17 protein-coding genes are annotated in these 18,506 nt (G+C 71.1%); 7 read left to right on the forward strand and 10 right to left on the reverse strand.

What is annotated here, in order from left to right:
- The first annotated feature begins 64 nt into the window (after window positions 1-64).
- The 3 genes from EDF31_RS00955 (at window position 65) to soxR (ending at window position 2,197) form a co-directional block, all read left to right on the forward strand.
- Window positions 65-520 (forward strand): DUF1801 domain-containing protein, encoded by a 456-nt coding sequence (locus EDF31_RS00955; protein ID WP_131844856.1) that lies wholly within the window; start codon window positions 65-67, stop codon window positions 518-520.
- A gap of 50 nt (window positions 521-570) precedes the next feature.
- Entirely contained in the window at window positions 571-1,617 is a 1,047-nt protein-coding gene (locus EDF31_RS00960; protein WP_131844857.1) for a YdcF family protein, read from the forward strand.
- 97 nt (window positions 1,618-1,714) lie between these two features.
- Window positions 1,715-2,197, forward strand: a complete 483-nt coding sequence (gene soxR / locus EDF31_RS00965) for a redox-sensitive transcriptional activator SoxR (RefSeq protein WP_111085894.1) — start codon at window positions 1,715-1,717, stop codon at window positions 2,195-2,197.
- On the opposite strand, the gene EDF31_RS00970 is transcribed toward soxR, so the two are convergent.
- Window positions 2,194-2,634 (reverse strand): MarR family transcriptional regulator, encoded by a 441-nt coding sequence (locus EDF31_RS00970; protein ID WP_243649787.1) that lies wholly within the window; start codon window positions 2,632-2,634, stop codon window positions 2,194-2,196. The two genes, soxR and EDF31_RS00970, sit on opposite strands and share 4 nt — an antisense overlap.
- Window positions 2,635-2,680: 46 nt before the next feature.
- Between EDF31_RS00970 and EDF31_RS00975 the strand changes: the two genes are divergently transcribed.
- Window positions 2,681-3,922: a multidrug effflux MFS transporter gene (locus EDF31_RS00975; protein WP_131844858.1), complete on the forward strand. Its 1,242-nt coding sequence runs from the start codon at window positions 2,681-2,683 to the stop codon at window positions 3,920-3,922.
- Window positions 3,923-4,003: 81 nt separating this feature from the next.
- On the opposite strand, the gene EDF31_RS00980 is transcribed toward EDF31_RS00975, so the two are convergent.
- Window positions 4,004-4,702: a phosphatase PAP2 family protein gene (locus EDF31_RS00980; protein WP_131844859.1), complete on the reverse strand. Its 699-nt coding sequence runs from the start codon at window positions 4,700-4,702 to the stop codon at window positions 4,004-4,006.
- An 89-nt stretch (window positions 4,703-4,791) separates the two neighbouring features.
- Between EDF31_RS00980 and poxB the strand changes: the two genes are divergently transcribed.
- Window positions 4,792-6,516 carry a ubiquinone-dependent pyruvate dehydrogenase gene (gene poxB / locus EDF31_RS00985; RefSeq protein WP_131844860.1) on the forward strand — a complete coding sequence of 575 codons (1,725 nt, stop codon included), beginning with the start codon at window positions 4,792-4,794 and terminating at the stop codon, window positions 6,514-6,516.
- A 66-nt stretch (window positions 6,517-6,582) separates the two neighbouring features.
- Here poxB and EDF31_RS00990 read toward each other — a convergent pair whose 3' ends face one another.
- Window positions 6,583-7,266, reverse strand: a complete 684-nt coding sequence (locus EDF31_RS00990) for an SDR family NAD(P)-dependent oxidoreductase (RefSeq protein WP_131844861.1) — start codon at window positions 7,264-7,266, stop codon at window positions 6,583-6,585.
- Between the two features lie 101 nt (window positions 7,267-7,367).
- Between EDF31_RS00990 and EDF31_RS00995 the strand changes: the two genes are divergently transcribed.
- On the forward strand, window positions 7,368-8,210 hold the full coding sequence (locus EDF31_RS00995) for a helix-turn-helix transcriptional regulator (protein WP_131844862.1): 843 nt from the start codon (window positions 7,368-7,370) through the stop codon (window positions 8,208-8,210).
- Between the two features lie 10 nt (window positions 8,211-8,220).
- On the opposite strand, the gene EDF31_RS01000 is transcribed toward EDF31_RS00995, so the two are convergent.
- The 6 genes from EDF31_RS01000 to EDF31_RS20225 form a co-directional block, all read right to left on the reverse strand.
- Complete coding sequence (locus EDF31_RS01000; RefSeq protein ID WP_131844863.1) at window positions 8,221-8,520, reverse strand: Dabb family protein; 300 nt, start codon at window positions 8,518-8,520, stop codon at window positions 8,221-8,223.
- A 28-nt stretch (window positions 8,521-8,548) separates the two neighbouring features.
- Window positions 8,549-9,436: an SDR family oxidoreductase gene (locus tag EDF31_RS01005; RefSeq protein ID WP_131844864.1), complete on the reverse strand. Its 888-nt coding sequence runs from the start codon at window positions 9,434-9,436 to the stop codon at window positions 8,549-8,551.
- A 121-nt stretch (window positions 9,437-9,557) separates the two neighbouring features.
- Window positions 9,558-10,289 (reverse strand): S1 family peptidase, encoded by a 732-nt coding sequence (locus EDF31_RS01010; RefSeq protein WP_123671152.1) that lies wholly within the window; start codon window positions 10,287-10,289, stop codon window positions 9,558-9,560.
- Window positions 10,290-10,431: 142 nt separating this feature from the next.
- Window positions 10,432-12,447, reverse strand: coding sequence for a glycosyltransferase family 39 protein (locus EDF31_RS01015; RefSeq protein WP_243649788.1), 2,016 nt, complete (start codon window positions 12,445-12,447; stop codon window positions 10,432-10,434).
- 81 nt (window positions 12,448-12,528) lie between these two features.
- A complete protein-coding gene (locus EDF31_RS01020; RefSeq protein ID WP_131844866.1) occupies window positions 12,529-15,324 on the reverse strand; it encodes a hypothetical protein in 2,796 nt (931 codons plus the stop codon).
- Between the two features lie 135 nt (window positions 15,325-15,459).
- The gene (locus EDF31_RS20225) at window positions 15,460-15,732 is read right to left on the reverse strand and encodes a HipA N-terminal domain-containing protein (protein ID WP_243649790.1); all 273 of its coding nucleotides are present in this window, start codon (window positions 15,730-15,732) and stop codon (window positions 15,460-15,462) included.
- Window positions 15,733-16,091: 359 nt separating this feature from the next.
- On the opposite strand from EDF31_RS20225, the gene EDF31_RS19810 reads away from it, so the two are divergent.
- Window positions 16,092-16,235, forward strand: a complete 144-nt coding sequence (locus tag EDF31_RS19810; RefSeq protein WP_165901285.1) for a hypothetical protein — start codon at window positions 16,092-16,094, stop codon at window positions 16,233-16,235.
- 112 nt (window positions 16,236-16,347) lie between these two features.
- Here the strand turns inward: EDF31_RS19810 and EDF31_RS01030 are convergent, their stop codons facing one another.
- The gene (locus EDF31_RS01030; protein ID WP_207896106.1) at window positions 16,348-18,483 is read right to left on the reverse strand and encodes an Ig-like domain repeat protein; all 2,136 of its coding nucleotides are present in this window, start codon (window positions 18,481-18,483) and stop codon (window positions 16,348-16,350) included.
- Between the last annotated feature and the right edge of the window lie 23 nt (window positions 18,484-18,506).

The following is an 18,506-nucleotide window of genomic DNA, read 5'->3' on the forward strand; positions in this document are numbered from 1 at the left end:
CGCCACGAGCGCCACGAGCGTGATCGGGTGCATGATCGACGCACCGACACGGAAGGGCACCACCATGGCACGGACGACGAAGACCGAGGGCACCTTCACCGACGAGGAACGCGCGGCGATGCAGGAGCACGCCGCCGAGGTCAAACGCACCCGAGGCACGAAGGGCACCAAGGCGGAGAAGGCGGCAGCGGACGCCGCCGCGGTCGAGGCGAAGATCACCGAGATGCCCCAGCCAGACCGCGGTCTCGCGGAACGCATCCACCGCATCGCGCTCGACGTCGCGCCCGACCTCGCGCCGAAGCTCTGGTACGGCATGCCCGCGTACTACCAGGACGGCAAGGCGGCGTTCTTCTTCCAGGACGCCGCGAAGTTCAAGGCCCGGTACGCGACGCTCGGGTTCCAGGACTCTGCCGCACTCGACGACGGGACGTTCTGGCCGACGTCGTGGGCGATCACGCCGGAGTTCTCCGAGGCGGACGAGGCGACCGTCGCCGACCTGATCCGCCGCGCGGTCGCCTGACCCCGCGGCCGGTACCGTGAGCGCATGACCGCGCTCCGTTCGGCCGACCGATGACCTCCGTGGGGGTGCCGGCCTGCTTCGCGCTGGTCTTCCTGCTGCTGTACGCCCTGGGACGGCGCCGCGATCCGCGGATGCTCCGGAACGGCGTGTTCCTGACGGCCGCCGCGTTCTTCGCGCTCGCGACGGCCGTGACCGCACTGACGCTCGTGGTCCCCGGGTTCAGCCTGGTCGTCGGCACCGTGCTGCTGCTCGTCCCGCTCGCGGTGGCCGTCCTCGGTGTGGCCCTCATCGCGAACGGGTTCCGGATGCTCCGCTCCGAGGGGCGCAGTCTCGGCAACACCCTGTCGTTGGTCGCGGGGGTGCTGGTGTTCGTGCTGCCGGCGGTGGCGATCGCGCTGTTCGTGTCCGCGAGCGGCGAGGGGTTCACGCTCTGGGACGGCACGCGGATCGCGGTCGCCGTGCTGATGGTGTTCGTCTGCGGGTACTTCGCCGTGTCCCTCGTCGCGTTCGCCGTGTACTCCGTCGTCTACGGCCGGATGCGTCACGGCACCGTGCCGGACACGATCGTCGTCCTCGGTTCCGGGCTGATCCGCGGTGAGGTGCCGCCCCTGCTCCGCAGCCGCCTCGACCGCGCACTCGTCGTGTACCGTGCCCAACGGGCCGCCGGGCGTCGGCCGCTGCTGATCCCCTCCGGCGGGCAGGGCGACGACGAACCGCGCGCCGAGGGCTTCGCGATGGCGGAGTACCTACTGGCGAACGGTGCGGACCCCGACGACGTGCGGCCCGAGACCGAGTCCCGCAACACCCGCGAGAACCTGCGGTTCTCGCGCGCCGTGCAGGCCGAGGCCGGGCGCGACGGTCCGGTCGTCGTGGTCACGAACAACTACCACGTGCTCCGCGCCGCCACCCTGGCCCGCCGGCTCGACCTGCCGGCGCAGGTGGTCGGTTCGCGGACGGCGCCGTACTACGTGCCGAGCGCGTTCCTGCGCGAGTTCGTCGCGGTGGTCGTCGAACACCGCTGGCTCAACGTGGTGGCGTGCACGCCGTTCGTCATGTTCACCGCGTTCCTGCTCTGGGAGTCGTTCCAGCAGCGGTAGACGTGGCCAGCGGACGGACGGGAGGCCCGTGGCGGGCCCGCCACGGGCCTCCCGTCCGCCCGTTCGTCGCGTCGAGATCCACCGTAGGATCTCGACCATGGTCGAGATCCAGCCACCCCGCCCGACCGACCTGCTCCCGATCGGCGAGATCGTCCGACGCACCGGCGTCGCCGCGTCGGCCCTGCACTTCTACGAGCGCAAGGGCCTGATCCGGCCCGAGCGCACCGACGGCGGCACCCGGATGTACCCGCGACACGTCGAACGGCGGATCGCGATCATCCAGGTGGCGAAGCGCCTCGGCATCCCGCTCAGCGAGGTCGCCGAGCAGTTCGGCACGCTGCCGGCCGACCGGATGCCGTCCCTGCGCGACTGGAACCGGCTGAACGAGCGGTGGCGCGCACGGCTGCGGGCCCGTCAGCTCGAACTCGAGCGGCTGCAGCAGGAGATGACGCAGTGCATCGGGTGCGGCTGCGTCTCGCTCGGGGCGTGCTCGGTCGTGAACCCGGGCGACACGCTCGGCGACGAAGGCCACGGCGCTCGGCGGCTGCTGCCGATCGAGGACGACGCCCCGCAGGACTAGACCCCGCGCAGCCCCTCGTCGATCCGGTCGAGCAGAGCGAGCGCCCCGGGCAACCCGGCGTCGTCGTCGCCGAGCGCGTCGCGGAGCTTGCCGGCCCAGTGCGCGCGGAGGCGCCCGATGCTCTCCCGTGCCACGTCGGTCGAGTGCAGCTGCACGGTCCGCGCATCGTCCGGGTCCTGCCGACGTTCGACCATCCCCTTCTCCACCAGGGACCGCAGCGCGACGCTGAGGTTGCTGCGCTTGAGTGCCGTCGCCTCGGCCGTCGCGCTCGGTGAGGTGCCGGGGTTGCGGTCGACCCAGCGCATCACGAGCGCCTCGGTCCCGGTGAGCGGCACGATCTCGAGCGCCCCGGCACCGTGCGGGTCGATCTCCCGCGAGATCCGCAGCACGACGTCGGCGAGGTCGGCGAGGACGTGGTCGGACACGGCGGAGTGCATGTCCGTACTGTACCGAGGATCGGCAATGAGTTATGCTTTCATAACAATGACCACGGACACCGGAACCATCCGCGCGCACGTCGCGACACCCACGACCAGGCAGCAGGGCATCACGACACCGCTGCTGCTGGTGCTCGGCCTGCTCAGCGCCGTCGCCCCCTTCGCCACCGACCTGTACCTGCCGGCGTTCCCGCAGATGACCACCGAGCTCGGTGCGAGCGCCACCACCGTGCAGCTCACCCTGACCGCGTTCCTGGTCGGCGTCACGGCCGGCCAGCTCGTCTTCGGCCCGCTGTCCGACCGGTTCGGCCGCGTGCCGCCGCTCATCGCCGGCGCGGCACTGTGCGTCCTCGCGAGCGTCGCCGCCGTGTTCGCACCGAACATCGGCGTGCTCATCGCGGCTCGACTCCTGCAGGGCCTGGGCGGTGCAGCCGGCATGGTGATCAGCCGTGCGGTCATCTCCGACCTGGCGACCGGCAAGCCCGCAGCCCGCGCGTTCTCGCTCATGATGATCGTCGGCGGGGTCGCCCCCGTCGTCGCTCCGCTGCTCGGTGGCCTGCTCACCGGTCCGATCGGCTGGCGCGGCCTGCTGTCGATCGTCCTCGGTCTGTCCGTGGTCATGCTCGTCGCGGTGCTCGCCGTCATCCGTGAGACCCACCTGAAAGCGCACCGCGACGTGCTGCGCGAGGAGCGGAAGGGCTCCGGTTCGCCGCTCCGTGCGCTGCGCTCCCGCACCTTCCTCGGGTACATCGCCGTGTTCGGCTTCGCGTTCGCCGTGATGATGGCGTACATCTCCGCCTCGCCGTTTCTGTACCAGGACATGATCGGGCTCGGCACCGTCGGCTACGGCCTGGCGTTCGGGCTGAACGCGCTGGCCCTGATGGGTGTGAGCATCGTGTCCGCCAAGCTCACCGAGACGCGTTCGGTCACCGGCGTGCTGTCGCTCGGCATCGCGCTGGTGTTCGCCTCGACGGTCGCGTTCGCGCTGCTCGTCGTCTTCGCGGCGCCGGTGTTCTGGCTCGCGGTCCCGCTGTTCACCGCGGTCGGCTCGCTCGGCCTGGTGCTCGGCAACGCCACGGCGCTGGCACTCGGTGCAGTGCCCGCCGCTGCCGGCAGCGCGTCGGCCGTGCTCGGGGCGCTGCAGTTCGGGCTCGCGGCATTGGTGTCCCCGCTCGTCAGCATCGGCGGCTCGGTGACGGCGGCACCGCTGGCGATCGTGATGCTCGCGTCCGCCGTGGTCGCCCTCTTGGCGCTGCTCGTCGCCCGGGGTCGCACCCGCCTGGCCTGACCCGGTCGGGGCCGACTCGGAACGACATCATCGACGTCGCACGACAACCAGGACGTCGTTCCGGGTCGGCAGGCCCGTCGACTACCGCCCCCGCAGGAACGGGATCCGCGGCATGAGCCAGTCGACCCACACCACCCGCACCCCCGGGGCCACGGCAAGCGCCCACAGGATCGAGGCCACCGCGTCGGTCGGGTAGTGCACCGCGTCGATCGACACCGAGAAGAACACCACCACGATCGCGACGACCCCGAGCGTCAGCGCGAGTCGGTGCCACCGGGTCTCGCGCAGCAGCCAGATCAGCGCGATCACGAAGGCCGTGATGTAGACGGTGTGCCCGCTCGGGTACCCGGGGTCGGGCTGCACCGGGAACGGGTGCGGCAGCACGGCGACGTCGGGCCTGGCGCGGTGGACGATCTCCTTCACGACCGCGGACGGCACCCACGTGATGGCGATCGTGCCGCCGAAGGCCAGGGCCGGACGGAGACTCCGGGTGCGCCACCAGATCACGGCCACGACGACGACGGTGATCCCGATCGCCGGACCCGGACTGATGACGTGGTAGACCGCCGTGGTGAACGCCCCGATCGCGCCGGTGTGCAGGGCGTTCAGGGCCTTCGACAGTCCGAGGTCGACGGTGCCGAGGGCGAACCCGACGAGCGTGATGACGACCACGGCGATGACCGCGATCGCGACGGAGACGAGCGGGTAGGGCGACGGCTCGAGGATCCCGGTGCCGTCGGACTCCGGTCGGCGGGGGCGGAGCAGCGGCGCGTCGGTCATCCGACCATCGTCCCAGCCCGGACTCCGACCACGGGCCCGGCGAGCCTCTGAAAGCACTCAGCGCAGCCGCCCGCGAGTAGACAGGAGGCATGCCAACCGTTGCCGAGAACATCGTCGCCACCCTCCGCAAGAACGACGTCGCCCGCGTCTACGGCCTGCCGGGGGACTCCCTCAACGGCTTCACCGACGCCCTGCGCAAGGACGGCACGATCCGGTGGGAGCACGTCCGCCACGAGGAGGCCGCTGCGTTCGCCGCGAGCGCCGAGGCCGAACTGACCGGCGAGCTCGCGGTCTGCGCCGGCAGCTGCGGCCCGGGCAACCTGCACCTGATCAACGGCCTGTTCGACGCCAACCGGTCGCGCGTCCCGGTCCTCGCGATCGCCGCGCACATCCCCACCGCCGAGATCGGCTCCGGCTACTTCCAGGAGACCCACCCGCAGGAGCTGTTCCGCGAGTGCTCGGTCTACGTCGAGTACGTCGCCGACCCGACGCAGATGCCCCGCCTGCTCGAGATCGCGATGCGCGAGGCCGTCGAGAAGCGCGGGGTCGCGGTGCTCGTGATCCCCGGCGACGTCCTGCTCGCCGAGGCGAAGGACGACCGCACCACCCGCATCGAGCGCACGACGCCGCGCATCGTGCCGAGCGAGGCCGAGCTGCTCCGCACCGCCGAGCTGCTGAACGGCGCCGACAAGGTCACGATCCTGGCCGGTGCCGGTGTCGCCGGGGCGCACGACGAGGTCATCGCGCTGGCCGAGCGCCTGCAGGCCCCGATCGTGCACGCCCTGCGCGGCAAGGAGCACATCGAGTGGGACAACCCCTACGACGTCGGCATGACGGGCCTGCTCGGCTTCGCGTCCGGGTACCGCGCGATGGAGGACGCCGACGTCGTGCTCATGCTCGGCACCGACTTCCCGTACCAGCAGTTCTTCCCCGCCAAGGCGAAGCACGTGCAGGTCGACATCCGCGGGTCGCAGCTCGGCCGACGACACCCCGTCGACATCGGCCTGGTCGGCACCATCAAGGACACCGCGCTCGCCCTCATCCCGCTGCTGACCGGTTCGCACCCGACGAAGCACCTCGAGGAATCGCTGAAGCGCTACCGGAAGACCCGCGAGAAGCTCGACGACCTGGCCGTCCCCGCGGGCCGGAAGAAGCCCCTGCACCCGCAGTACGTCGCGCGGGTGCTCGACCGGATCGCCGCCGACGACGCGGTGTTCATCCCGGACGTCGGCTCCCCCGTCGTGTGGGCATCGCGCTACCTCACGATGAACGGCAAGCGTCGCCTGATCGGCTCGTTCGTGCACGGCACGATGGCGAACGCTGTCCCGCAGGCGATCGGTGCACAGACGGCGTTCCCGGACCGCCAGGTGATCGCGCTCGCGGGTGACGGCGGGCTGACGATGCTGCTCGGCGAGCTCATCACGATCGTGCAGAACAAGCTTCCCGTGAAGATCGTCGTGTTCGACAACTCGTCGCTGAACTTCGTCGAGCTCGAGATGAAGGCCGCCGGGTTCGTGAACTACGGCACCGAGCTGCAGAACCCGGACTTCGCCGCGGTCGCCGAGGCGATCGGCATCAAGGGCTTCAAGGTCGACGTGTCCGACGACTTCGAGGAAGCGATGGCCGCCGCACTCGCGCACGACGGCCCCGCGCTCGTGTCCGTCCGCGCAAACCGGCAGGAGCTGTCGATGCCCCCGGCGGTCACGCTCGAGCAGGCGAAGGGCTTCACGCTCTACGCCATCCGCACGGTGCTGTCCGGTCGCGGCGACGAGCTGCTGGACCTCGCGTCGACCAACGCGCGTCAGCTGCTGTAGACGCGACCGCACGGCGGACTGGAGGCACGGTGCCAGCTGGCACCGTGCCTCCAGTCCGTCACGACGTCACCACCCGAGCGGCTGGCCGTCCTCCAGGAACACGCCGGTCGGGCCCTCCGGGCCCACGCTCGCGGCGGCAGCGACGGTCGCCGCGCTCACCTCGACGGGGCGACCGTGCGGGTTCGGCACCCCACCGAGCTCGGTCGCCGTGTAGCCGGGCTCGAGGACGACGAAGCGCACCTCGGGTGCGATGCGGGCGTACTGCACCGTGAGCATCGAGACGGCCGACTTGCTCGCGCCGTAGACCGCGGCCTGCACGGTCGACGCCGCACTGTCCGGGTCGTGGACCGCCGTGAACGAGCCGAGTGCGCTCCCGACGTTGACGACGAGGGGGCTGGCCGATCTGCGCAGGATCGGCAACGCGGCCTCGGTCGTGCGGACGATCCCGACGGCGTTCGTGTCGAAGACGGCGAGCGCGTCCGGACCGTTCAGACCCCACATCGCGATGCCGGCGTTGTTGACCAGGACGTCCAGGCCGCCGTTCGCGTCGATGTGCGCGAAGGCCGCGGCGACCGAGTCATCGTCGCGGACGTCGAGCTGGACGGAGCGTGCGCCGATCTCGGCGGCGACGGCCGCTCCCTGGTGGGCGTCGCGAGCGCCGATCCAGACGGCGTGGCCGGCTGCGACGAGTTGGCGGGCGGTTTCCTTGCCGAGGCCACGGGTGGCGCCGGTGATGAGTGTCGTTGTCATGGGTCCAGCGTCACGCTCGACGAGGTCGGCAGGGAGTCGCCCGGTTGTCGTAGGACTGCTGGGGCCAGGACGCGGCCGCGACGTGCGCGCAGACTGGTGACATGGCGGACACGGACTTCGGGCACACCCTGCGACGGCTCCGCGACCACGTCACCCCCGCAGCTGCCGGCATGGTCGTCGGGCCGCGACGTCGCGCGGCGGGACTGCGGCGTGAGGAACTCGCGGGCCTCGCGGGGATCTCCGCCGACTACCTGACCCGCCTGGAGCAGGGTCGCGCGACGTCGCCGTCCGCCCAGGTGGTCGAGGCACTGACCCGTGCCCTCCGGGTGTCGGACGCCGAGCGCGAGCTGCTCTACCGGCTCGCCGGGCACGCGGCCCCGGGCGCGGACGTCGTGCCGTCGCGGATCCCGCCGAGCGTGCAGCGGCTGCTCGACCGGCTGGCGGACACCCCGGTCGCGGTGCTCGACGCCGCCGGGAACCTGCTCGTGACCAACGCTCCGCACGAAGCCCTGATGGGGCCGATCGGCGGGATGCGCGGGAACGAACGCAACACGGCCTGGCGACACCTGGTCGGCTCCGGCAGCCGCGCCGTGCACACGCCCGCGGAACAGGCGGCGTTCGAGGAGAACCTGGTCGCCGGACTCCGGATGACCGCGGCCCGCTACCCGCTCGATCGGCAGTTGCAGCAGCTCGTGCGGGACCTGCGGGCGGCGAGCCCGCGGTTCGTCGAGCTCTGGGACTCGGGTGCGACGACCCTGGGCGAGACGGCCCGCCGCAAGGTGATCGACCACCCCGACGTCGGGCTCATCACGCTCGACTGCGACACCCTGGTCGTCGGGCCGGAGGACCTGCGGATCCTGGCGTACACGGCGGTGCCGGGGTCGGTGGACGCCGAGCGGTTGGCGCTGGCGATCGTGCTGGGGACGCAGTCCTTGGTGGAGTGAGCGCGTCCGGCTACGCGGCGTCCTCGACGTCGAACACCACGACCCGGGCACTCGCACCACCGATGAACTCGGCCACCGGCCGGTGCTCCGGATGCGGCAGGTACCGGGCGAGCGCCGCCCGATCGCGGAATCGGACCACAAGCATCCAGTGGAACCCGCCCTCCAGCCCCTCGGTGCTCACGCTCGTCCCCGACTGCACCGACTCGACACCGTCGATACGGGGCAGCTGCTCTCGCGACAGGGCGTCAGCCTCGGACGACCGGTCCGCTCCGTCCCACTCGACCAGCACGGTGTGCGTCACTCCTGACACGTGGTCTCCTCGTCTGTCTCCACGCCGATCAGAACGCGGGCGTTCCGCCGGCGATCGTGATCGTGGACCCGGACTGGTAGCTCGACTCCGGGCTCACCAGGTGCACGTACGCGGCACCGAGCTCGGCGGGCTGTCCGGGCCGGCCGAACGGCGAGGTCTCGCCGAAGTGCGACACCGTCTCGGCGTCGTCGGAGCCCGGCTGCAGCGGCGTCCACACCGGTCCGGGGGCGACGGAGTTCACACGGATGCCCTTCGGCGCGAGCTGCTGGGCGACGGCCTCGGTGAAGAGCTTGATCGCACCCTTCGACACGGCGTAGTCGATCTTGTCGGCCGAGGGCGTCGACGCCTGGATCGAACCGGTCGTCACGATGGTGGAGCCCGGCTCGAGGTGCGGCACCGCTGCCTTGGTCAGCCAGAACAGCGAGTAGATGTTGGTCTTGAACGTCGAGTCGAACATCGACGTGTCGAGGGTCAGGATGTCCTCGTTGCTGTCCATCCGGCCGGCGACCATGACCAGGGTGTCGAGACCGCCGAACTCGTCGACGCCCTTCTGCACCAGGTCCTTGCAGTACTGCTCGTCGGAGATGTCCCCGGGGAACAGGACGGCGCGACGCCCCTCGGACTCGAGTAGGTCGCGGACCTGTTCGGCGTCCTCCTGCTCGTCCGGCAGGTAGGACAGCACCAGGTCGGCGCCCTCACGCGACATGGCGATGGCGGCGGCGCGACCGATGCCGGAGTCCGCGCCGGTGATGATGCCGCGGTAGCCGGTCAGCCGCTCCCGGCCGACGTAGCTCTCCTCGCCGTGGTCGGGCTTCGGGTCCATCTTCCACGCGGCACCCGGCAGCGACTGCTCCTGCTTCGGGTACGGCGGTGCCGGGTAGAGGGTGTTCGGGTCGCGCTTGTCGTACTGGCTCATGCGATCCACTGTCGTCGTCGCGCGTGGACGCGCGTTCAGCCGCTGCGGTCCTGGGACACGGCTGATGACGGACGGGAGGCCCGTGGCGGCGTCGCCACGGGCCTCCCGTCCGCCACGTGGTTCAGACGCCGGCCGTGGTCCGGATCCAGGACGAGGCCTGCGACAGCAGGGCGTAGTTCGAGCCAGCCTTGGTGTCGGCGCCGGGGTCGGCGCTGTCACCGGTGGAGCAGACGGCGACGACCTTGCCGTTCACGAGCAGCGGGCCGCCGGAGTCGCCGTGGTTCGAAGCACCGGTCACGCCGGTGAGGTGCTGCGCACGACCGCTGTAGGCGTCGGTGCTCGCACCGGTGAGCGAGACGGTGGCCTGGTAGAGGCCGTCGGACTGGGTCGCGTTCGCGCGCAGGCCGTAACCCTGGATGGTGCCGGTGCCGCTCGACTTGGCGGTCGCGGTGAGGTCGAGGGGCGCGTAGGTGGACAGCGAGTAGGCGGTCCGCAGGTGCACGAGCGCGATGTCACCCGCGGGCGAGGCGCTGACTCGGTCGACGGCGACGGCGGTGCCCCGGTTGGTCGTGGAGTTCGAGTGGTAGACGTTCATCGCACCGATGCCGTCGATGCAGTGACGGGCGGTGAGGATCCACGAGGCGTTGATCTGCTCGCCGGTGCAGTTGCTGACGTAGCCCGACGGGATGGAGCCGCCCGACGCTTCGAGCTGGACCGCCCACGAGGTGGTGGGGGCCTTCTCGCCGCCGACGACCTTCGTGCTGGCCGGCAGTGCCGAGGCGGGTGACGCGGCGAACACGCCCGCGGTGATGACGGCCGCGGCGGCGAACGCGGCTGCGATGGACTTCTTCATGACGACTCCTCTGTCGGGGGAAGCACCTGACCCGTTGCGTTGTGCAACTGGTCAGCATCCTGACCCTCGTTCGGGGGCCGCGCCAGTCCGCACTTCGGCGGACGCCGAGCCTCCCGACCCGCTCCGGAGCGGAGCGGGTCGGTCACGCGGCGGCCGTGAGGTCGTAGAGGGTCACACCGTCCACGGTCGTCGACGTGAAGTTCGCCGCGACCCACGCCGTGATCTGGTCGGCAGTCGTGCTGTCCGAGGTGGTGGTCGAGCCGGACCCGGAGGATGAGCCGGCGATGAACCAGTGGATCGCCCCGGCTGCTACCTCGGACCGGAACTGTGCGAGCGTCGGGGCGGGGTCCGTGCCGTTGTAGCCGCCGATCGCCATCACCGGGTCGCCCGTCGCCAGCTGGTAGCTCGCGGCGCTGTTGGAGCCGACGGTCGCGGCGACCCATGTGGCGTCACCGGCATCGGCGGACAGGACGGCGACGAGCTCGCTCGAGACCTCCGTCGAGCCGCCGAGCAGGTTCGCGGCGCCTCCGGTCGGGGCGGCCCGGGTCGCGCCACCCGTGCTCGCGCCGGGCGGTGTGCTACCGGGTGCGGTTCCGCCGCCGGGGGCGGTGCCACCGCCGGGGGCGGTGCCACCGGGGGCGGCTCCGCCGCCAACCGTGCCGCGGGCGACGGCCGGGCCGGCCGAGGGGATCGCGCCGCTGTGCGCGACGGACGCCGTCTGCACCGAGGACGCCGTGGGTCCGAGCAGCGCCGTGACGAGCACCGCCGCCACGGTCGCTGCGCCGATGCTCCGTCGGCGGGGCGGCAGGAGCACGAGGACGGTACCGACAGCCGCGGACGCCAGCACCACCCACCGGATCCAGGGCTGCCACGAGGCCGTGTCGTCGAGCAGCCGGAACGACCATGCTCCCGTCACCGCGACCGTGACGGCGGCCGTGATCCGCCAGGCGAGGACCGCACGACGCTGCCAGAGCACCCCGGCCCCGATGCCCACCAGTCCGGCGATGTACGGTGCGAGCGCGACCGTGTAGTACGGGTGGAAGATCCCACCCATGAAGCTGAACACCAGGCCGGTCGTCAGCAGCGATGCCCCGAGGACCAGGACCGTGGCGAGCCTCGGGTCGGTGTGCTTCCGGACGCCGACCGCGACCACCGCGACGACGAGGAGCACCAGGGCGGTCGGCAGCAGCCAGGTGATCTGCGTCGCGAACTCCGAGCCGAACAGCCGGGTCAGGCCGGTCGAACCCCACGACCCGGCCCCCGTGGTACCCCCGCCCGGCACCACGCTGCCGTCCTCGTCGCCGGTGACCCGGCCGAGACCGTTGTACCCGAAGGTGAGCTCGAGGAAGCTGTTCGTCTGCGAGCCGCCGATGTACGGCCGGGACGACGCGGGTACGAGCTCGACGATGGCGACCCACCACCCCGCCGACACGACGACGGCGACGGCTGCCGCCAGCAGGTGGCCGACGCGTCGCAGCACCGGCCGCGGCGACGCGTACAGGTACACCCCGACCAGCGGCGGCAGCACGAGGAACGCCTGCAGCTGCTTCGTCAGGAACCCGAGTCCGACGAGCACGCCGGCCCAGACCACCCAGCGCATCCGTCCGGACTCGACACCTCGCAGGGTCAGCGCGATCGCCCCGACCACCAGGAGCGTCAGGAGCGCGTCCGGGTTGTTGTAGCGGAACATCAGTGTCGCCACCGGGGTCACGGCGAGGGCGGCTCCGGCGACCAGCGCGGCGCCTGCCGTGAACCGGCTACGGACGATCCGGTACAGGATCGCCACCGAGGCCACGCCCATCAGCGCCTGGGGGACGAGGATCGACCACGAGTTCAGCCCGAACAGGCGGACCGACATCCCGATCACCCAGAGGAACGCCGGCGGCTTGTCGACCGTGATCGCGTTCGCGGCGTCGGAGGAACCGTAGAAGAACGCCTCCCAGCTCTGGCTGCCGGCCTGGATCGCGGCCGAGTAGAACGAGTTCGCCCACCCGTTCACGCCGAGACCGACGAGGTACAGCACCCCGGTCGCCACGAGCAGCCCGAGGAACGCTGGTCGCTCCCACCGCGCCCGGTCCGTCCGCCTACGGCCGACCGATCGCAGTCGCGCGGACAGCCGGGTGGAACGGACGGGGGTGACGGTCGACGTGCCTGACATGGGTCCACCGTCGCGGTCGGGCATGGAGCGCACCCCGCCGCGGGCTGGGAGTCCGGTAAGGGTCCGGCGACGGGCGACGGCCTACCGGGTCGTGAACGTCCCCCGCCCGCGCTGACCGGAGCCGTAGCCGAGGGCGTGCACGACGTGCGACCCCGCAGCGAACGAACCGGCCTGCGTGGTCTTGAAGCGGAGCTTGCCGTTCGCGTCGGCGGTCGCACGTCCGAGGCTGGTGCGGTCGATGCTCACCGCGACCGACTCACCGGCGCGGAACCCACTCGCGGAGACGGCGATTGTCCCGGGGCGACTGGCGCTGCCGAGCGTGGCGGTGGCGGCGGCGGTCGTCGCCTGGGCCTCGGTGCAGGCATCGCCGGGAGTCCCGACGGCGGGGGCCGACGCCGCGGGACGATCGTTCCCCGTGCGCACGCCGTCGTCCTCGCGGATCGTCAGCGCCCCGATCGAGTCGCCGATCACCGACCCGCCCTGGGTGTTGCTGAGCGTCATCGGGTAGGCGGACGTGCGGGTCTCGGACGGCTGCCGATCACCGGTCACGGCGACCCGGACGGCCTTGCAGACCTCGCCCGGCTGGAAGGTCACCGGCTGCACGGTCGGTCGGATGCGGCTGTCGTAGCTCTGGTCGAGGTCGAAGAACACCGTGGTGGCCGCCTCCGCCGGTCGGGAGAGGACGACGGCGGCGGAGACCCAGGCGCGGCGACTGCCCTCGTCGACGAACCGGTCGGCGATCCGTGCTGTGGGCCGGTCCGTGACGGCGGGCGTGCCCAGCGTCGCGGCGGGGAGCAGCGCCACGTCGCTCAGCAGGACGCCGCCGTTCTGCTTCGGGACGTCGACGGTCACCTCGCGCACCGTGGTCAGGTCGACTCCGGTGAAGGACGCGAGCGGGATCTGCGCCTGCTGCAGCAGGGTCTTCCGCGGCGAGTTCCGCGTGCCCGGGAGCAGCTGACCGGCGCGGCTGACGTCGGACAGCTTCCGGGTGGCGACCGCACCGGCCGCATCACGGATGCTCACCGAGAGGTCGGCGTTCGTCGCCGTGGTGTCATCGGGCGAGACGCGGAGCGACAGGGCTCGGAAGCCGGAGAAGTCCGCGGCTGCGGCGGCCACCGGGATGTGGAGCTGCCCACCGGACTTCGCGCCGATCGGCGTGAGGTGCAAGGACGGCGTCGACGGGACCGAGGCTGCCAGCCACGCGGGCGTGTAGTCGGGCACGTTCGACGAGATCGACACGCAGGCCGGCAGCCCCTGCTTCGTCGTGAGTGAGTCCGTGCTCGCGCACGTCGCCGAGGTGATCGACCCCGTCGTGGTGATCGCAGGGTCCTTGTGGTCGAACACGGCGAGGTCACGACGGCTCGAGCCGGGGAAGGATGCGCTGACCCGGAGGTCGGCCTTGCCGAGCGCGGCGGGCTGGCGGTTGCTGCCGTCGAACATCGGCAGGAACTGCTGCTCGCCACCGAGCGTCAGGCGGAAGAAGCCGCTGATCAGGCTGGTGCCGACCGCGTACTGCGCGTCGGACGACAGCCGCGTGGTCTTCTTCGCCTTCGAACCGCACACGGCGTCCGACTCGTCCCACCAGTCGTCGGACGACGCCTTCGGGTACTTCCCCGGGGTCCACGTGGTGTTGAAGAAGTTGTGGTCGGCGCCCATCACCAGGACCGACGAGCGCAGGACGTCGTCGCCGAAGGCCGTGCGGGAGTCGTCGAAGAAGTGCTGACCCTGCAGGTCGGAGACGTCGCCGTCGCAGTAGGGCAGCACGACCGCCAGGTTCGTGTCGGGGAGGGTCATCCGCCCGAAGTCCGTGGGTGCGAGCGGCAGGACGGCCCTGATCCCGAACGGGCTCGTGCGCTGCGTGTTGAGCAGCGCCGCACGGACGACACCGTCGCCGCCACGAGAGTGACCCATGAGCCCGACGTCGGTCAGGTCGAGCTTGCCGGTGAGCAGTGGCGACAGCCGGGGTTCCTGCCCCGCGTCCGCACGTTGCAGCAGGCTGAGGTGGTCGAGGACGAGCTGTCCGCGGGCCGTTGCCCCGCCGTCGTCCGCCAGGGCGCCGTCGAGCGCGTTGATCGCGTTCGCGGAGATCGAGACGACGACCGTGCCGTGGCTGGCGAGCGCCGTCGCGGCGGCGTTGTAGCCGAGGTAGCTCGGGATGTCGGTCTGCCCCGGGCCGCACGGCCAGGCTCGGCGGTTCGGGGCCCCGCCGAAGCAGGCCTCGTGGCGGCCGTGCAGCAACACCGCCACCGGACGCTTGCCGGGGGCGTCCTTCGGCAGGAAGACCGCCGCGCGCATCTCGCCCTTGCGGCCACCGAAGCCGGCGAGGGTCACAGCCTCGTTGCCCAGGTCGTAGTCGGCCCGGACCACCGCGTACTGCCCGGGAGCCGAGGGGTCGTCGGTGAGCGGCGCGGGTGCGGCACCGGGAGCGGCCTGCGGTGCGGTGGGCGCCTGGCCGGTCGACTGCCGCTCCGCGTCGCCGGTCCACCCCTGCTCGACGGAGTCGGCATCGGCCACGGCGGGGTCGGTCGTCGTGACCGTGAGCTGCCGCTGGTCGAGGCTCGTCTGGGCGACACCGATGTCCTCGCCGTCGACCACGAGCACCGGTGCCGCGGCACGGAGGGGCAGCGGCTCGTCGAGGTCGAGCGTCACGGTGTACCCGCCGTCGGTCGGCGTGACCGTCCAGTCGTCGCCCGCCGCCACGGGAGCCGTACCCGGGGTCGCGCCGGCCGGGGTCGTGCCGGTGGCGCCCGGGTTGCCCGGAGCGGCACTCGCCGGCAGGGCGACGACGGCACCGCCGACGGCGAGCGCTCCGGCGATCAGCGCCGAACAGGCGACGTGCAGTGCGACGGCGGAACGACGTCTCGGCGAACGGTTCACGGTGGTTCTCCCCCGGAGGCTGCGGGCGTGCGCCACCGCACGCTCCGGAGCCAACAGTAGGGACGCAGCGGATCGCGGCGAATCGTCCTGGAGGATGACCACGTGCTGGCTGTGAACTGACGCCGACGCCGGGCGTCAGCGAGTGCTCCAGAACGAGATCGAGCGGCGAGCGACCACCGTCCGGCGTTCCTCGTGCCGCTCCGGGCTGTCGGGAAGCCGCCCCGCGAGGAACGGTCCGGCCGCCTTTGCCTTCCATCTGGCGCGGCCGGTTCGCATCGACAACGACACCGGGGTCGCGTCGGGCAGGTTCCGGTACGCCTCGTCGTAGGTGAAGGTGGTGTTCCCACCGGCGTTCATCGCGAAGGCGCCGACCGGCTCGTCGTCGAGGAACGTGCGCAGCTCGCTCATCGGTCGCGCTCGTGCGCCTCGAGAACCAGGCCCAGGACGGTCAGCGCTCGAAGGCAAGACGGAGCTGTGCGGTGCCTTCCCGCCCGCGAATTCGTTGACCCATCGGCGGCTGACACCCATCCGCTCGGCGAGCTCAGCCTGGGACCAACCGAGATGCGTGCGGCGCTCGTGGACGAGATCGCCCAGTGCAAGGGCAGTGTCGACTCGCATAAGCACCTCCGCTTTGATCGTCCGGTCACAGAATTCTGCTGTCACCGATCGCTGACAAGCGTCCGTTGTGATTGATCGATTACACGAAGTCTGGAAACGATCGCTGACACGACGGCACGGATCGGGGTGCGCGGGCAGCGGTGGTCGCCGTGCTCGGCACGCCCGTGGCGATCGTCGTCCTCGCTGCCTGCGGTGCATACGCCCGCGAGCACCGCGTGTGGCTGATCGCCGTCGGCGTCGCCCTCGTCGCAGCACCGATCGCGGGCTGGGCGTTCACGATCGCGCAGTCCTGAACGACGCACGAGGGCCCCGCGACCGGAGTCGCGGGGCCCTCGCTGGTGCGCTGGTGCGCTGGTGCGCTGGTGCGCTGGTGCGCTGGTGCGCTGGTGCGCTGGTGCGCTGGTCTTACTTGATGACGATCGACTGCACCGGGCTGGTGCTCGTCGTCAGGGTGTCGGTGCCGGCGAAGACGGCGTGCAGCTTGTGCGTGCCCTTCTTCAGCGCGAGCGCCGAGGTGACCTTGCCGTTCTTGACGGTGACGGTCGCCAGGCGCTTCGTGCCCTGGTAGATCCGCGCGGTGCCGTTCACGGTGAAGCCCGTGGCCTTGACCTGCACGGTCGCCTTGCCGCCGCTGTACTTGAGCGCCGTCCGGGACGGGGCCTTCGTGACGGTGACGGTGGCGGCCTTCGCGGTCGCCGAGTCGGTGCCCGAGAAGGTCGAGTCCGCGTTGACGAATTTGGCGGTGAGCGAGTGCGTGCCGATGGCCAGGGCGCTCGGGAGCGTCATGGTCGCGGTGCTGTTCTTGACGGGGACGGTGCCGAGGACCTTCTTGCCGTCCGAGACCGTCAGCGTGCCCTGCTGCTTGCCGATGCCACCGGCGATGGTCGCGGTGACCGTGGCCGGCTTCGCCGCGTTGAAGGTCTGCGACGCGGCGGAGACGGCGAGCGTCGTGGTCGTCGCGGGCAGCGTGGCGTGCAGGTCGAACTGGTCGACGGTCGATCCGATCGCGGCCGGGTCGGCGGTGGCGGTCGGCTGGAGCGTCACGCCGCAGCTGTCGACGTTGCCGTGCTGGACCGCCGAGTTGAGCGTGGTGCAGTCGCCGGCGCGGATGTCCTGCACGGAGAGCTTCTCGTCGGTGACCGAGACCTTGACGAAGGAGCGGACGTGCTCCTGGTTCTCGACCGAGTTGGCCCAGTGGCGCTTGCCGGTCGGGTCGAGCGGGTCTGCGCCGTAGCCGCTCTGGGTGGCGTCCGGAGCGGTCAGGTCGTAGTACTTCGAGCCGGAGGCCGAGTTCGCCGTCATGTAGATGACGCCGCCGGGGCCGGAGAAGACCTCGGGAGCAGCGGGCTGCTCGTTGACGTTGGCCTTCTTGCCGTTCTTGATCGCGTAGCTGCGCGAGTAGGAGTGGTCGTGGCCCTGCAGGACGAGGTCGACGCCCATGTCGGAGAACGCACGCGTGAAGTCGAACCGGCGCTGCTGGTTGTCCTTGTCGTTCGCGTGGTCGGCCGGCGAGTAGATCGAGTGGTGGTAGACCAGCGTGGTCCACTTCGCGTCGTCGCCGTAGCGGTTGATGACGTCGCGCACGTAGTTCACGTGGGCAGCGTCTGATCCGGCCGCGTAGGCGTTCGAGTTGATGTCGATGAACAGGACGCCCTTGTACATGTACCAGTAGTCGCCACCCGAGTTCGCGGTGGTGTTGCCGCCCGGGTAGAAGTCCGGCACCTTGAGCGAGTTCGGCACCTGGTTGTGCTGCTCGTACGCCTTGCCGCCGACGTCGTGGTTGCCGATGGTCGAGGCCCACGGGTAGCGCTTGAGGACGTCGCTGCTGTCGGCGAACGCACCCCACTCGTACTCGTTGTTGGCGTGCTCGATCTGGTCGCCACCGGAGACCAGGAGCTCGGCGTCCGGCTCGGTCGTCGTGGCGTACCGCAGCGTGTCCGCCCAGCCGGCGCCGTCGTCGTCGACGTAGCCCGACGAACCGATCTGCGGGTCACCGAAGAACAGGAAGTCGAAGTCGCCGGAGAAGCTCTTCGTGGTGAACGTGTACGACGCCGACCAGGCCGACCCGTCCGCCGCACCGACGTGGTACGTGTACGAGGTGTTCGGCTCGAGGTCCGAGATCGTGGCGTGGGCATTGATGTAGCCCGACTCGGCGGCGATGCCGTCGATGCTCTTCGTGTTCGAGTCCGTCGTGCTCGTGTCGACTGCGGTGTTGGCGGCCTTCGACGCGGCGATCGTCGACTTGGCGTCGGTGAAGACCCCATCGGTCATCGACGCGGTCTTCTGGATCTCGAGCGACTGCGCGACGTTCGTCGGGAAGTACCACGAGGCGATGCGCTGGCTCTCGGTGGCACCGACGCCCAGCAGGATGTGGAGCGGGCCGCCGGTGGAGATGTTGGTGGTGGGGGTGTTCGTCGCGGCGGAGGCGACGTTCGTGCCGACCATCGAGGCGCCGGCGATGAGCGCGGCCCCGAGGACGGCTCCGCACACGCGGAGGGTGGTGGTTCTGCGCCGTGACGTGGCGCCGGACAGGAGACTCATGGTGGTCCGTTTCTCAGACGTGG

Origin of the sequence: Curtobacterium sp. PhB142 (assembly GCF_004341255.1) — a bacterium.
Taxonomy (GTDB): domain Bacteria; phylum Actinomycetota; class Actinomycetes; order Actinomycetales; family Microbacteriaceae; genus Curtobacterium.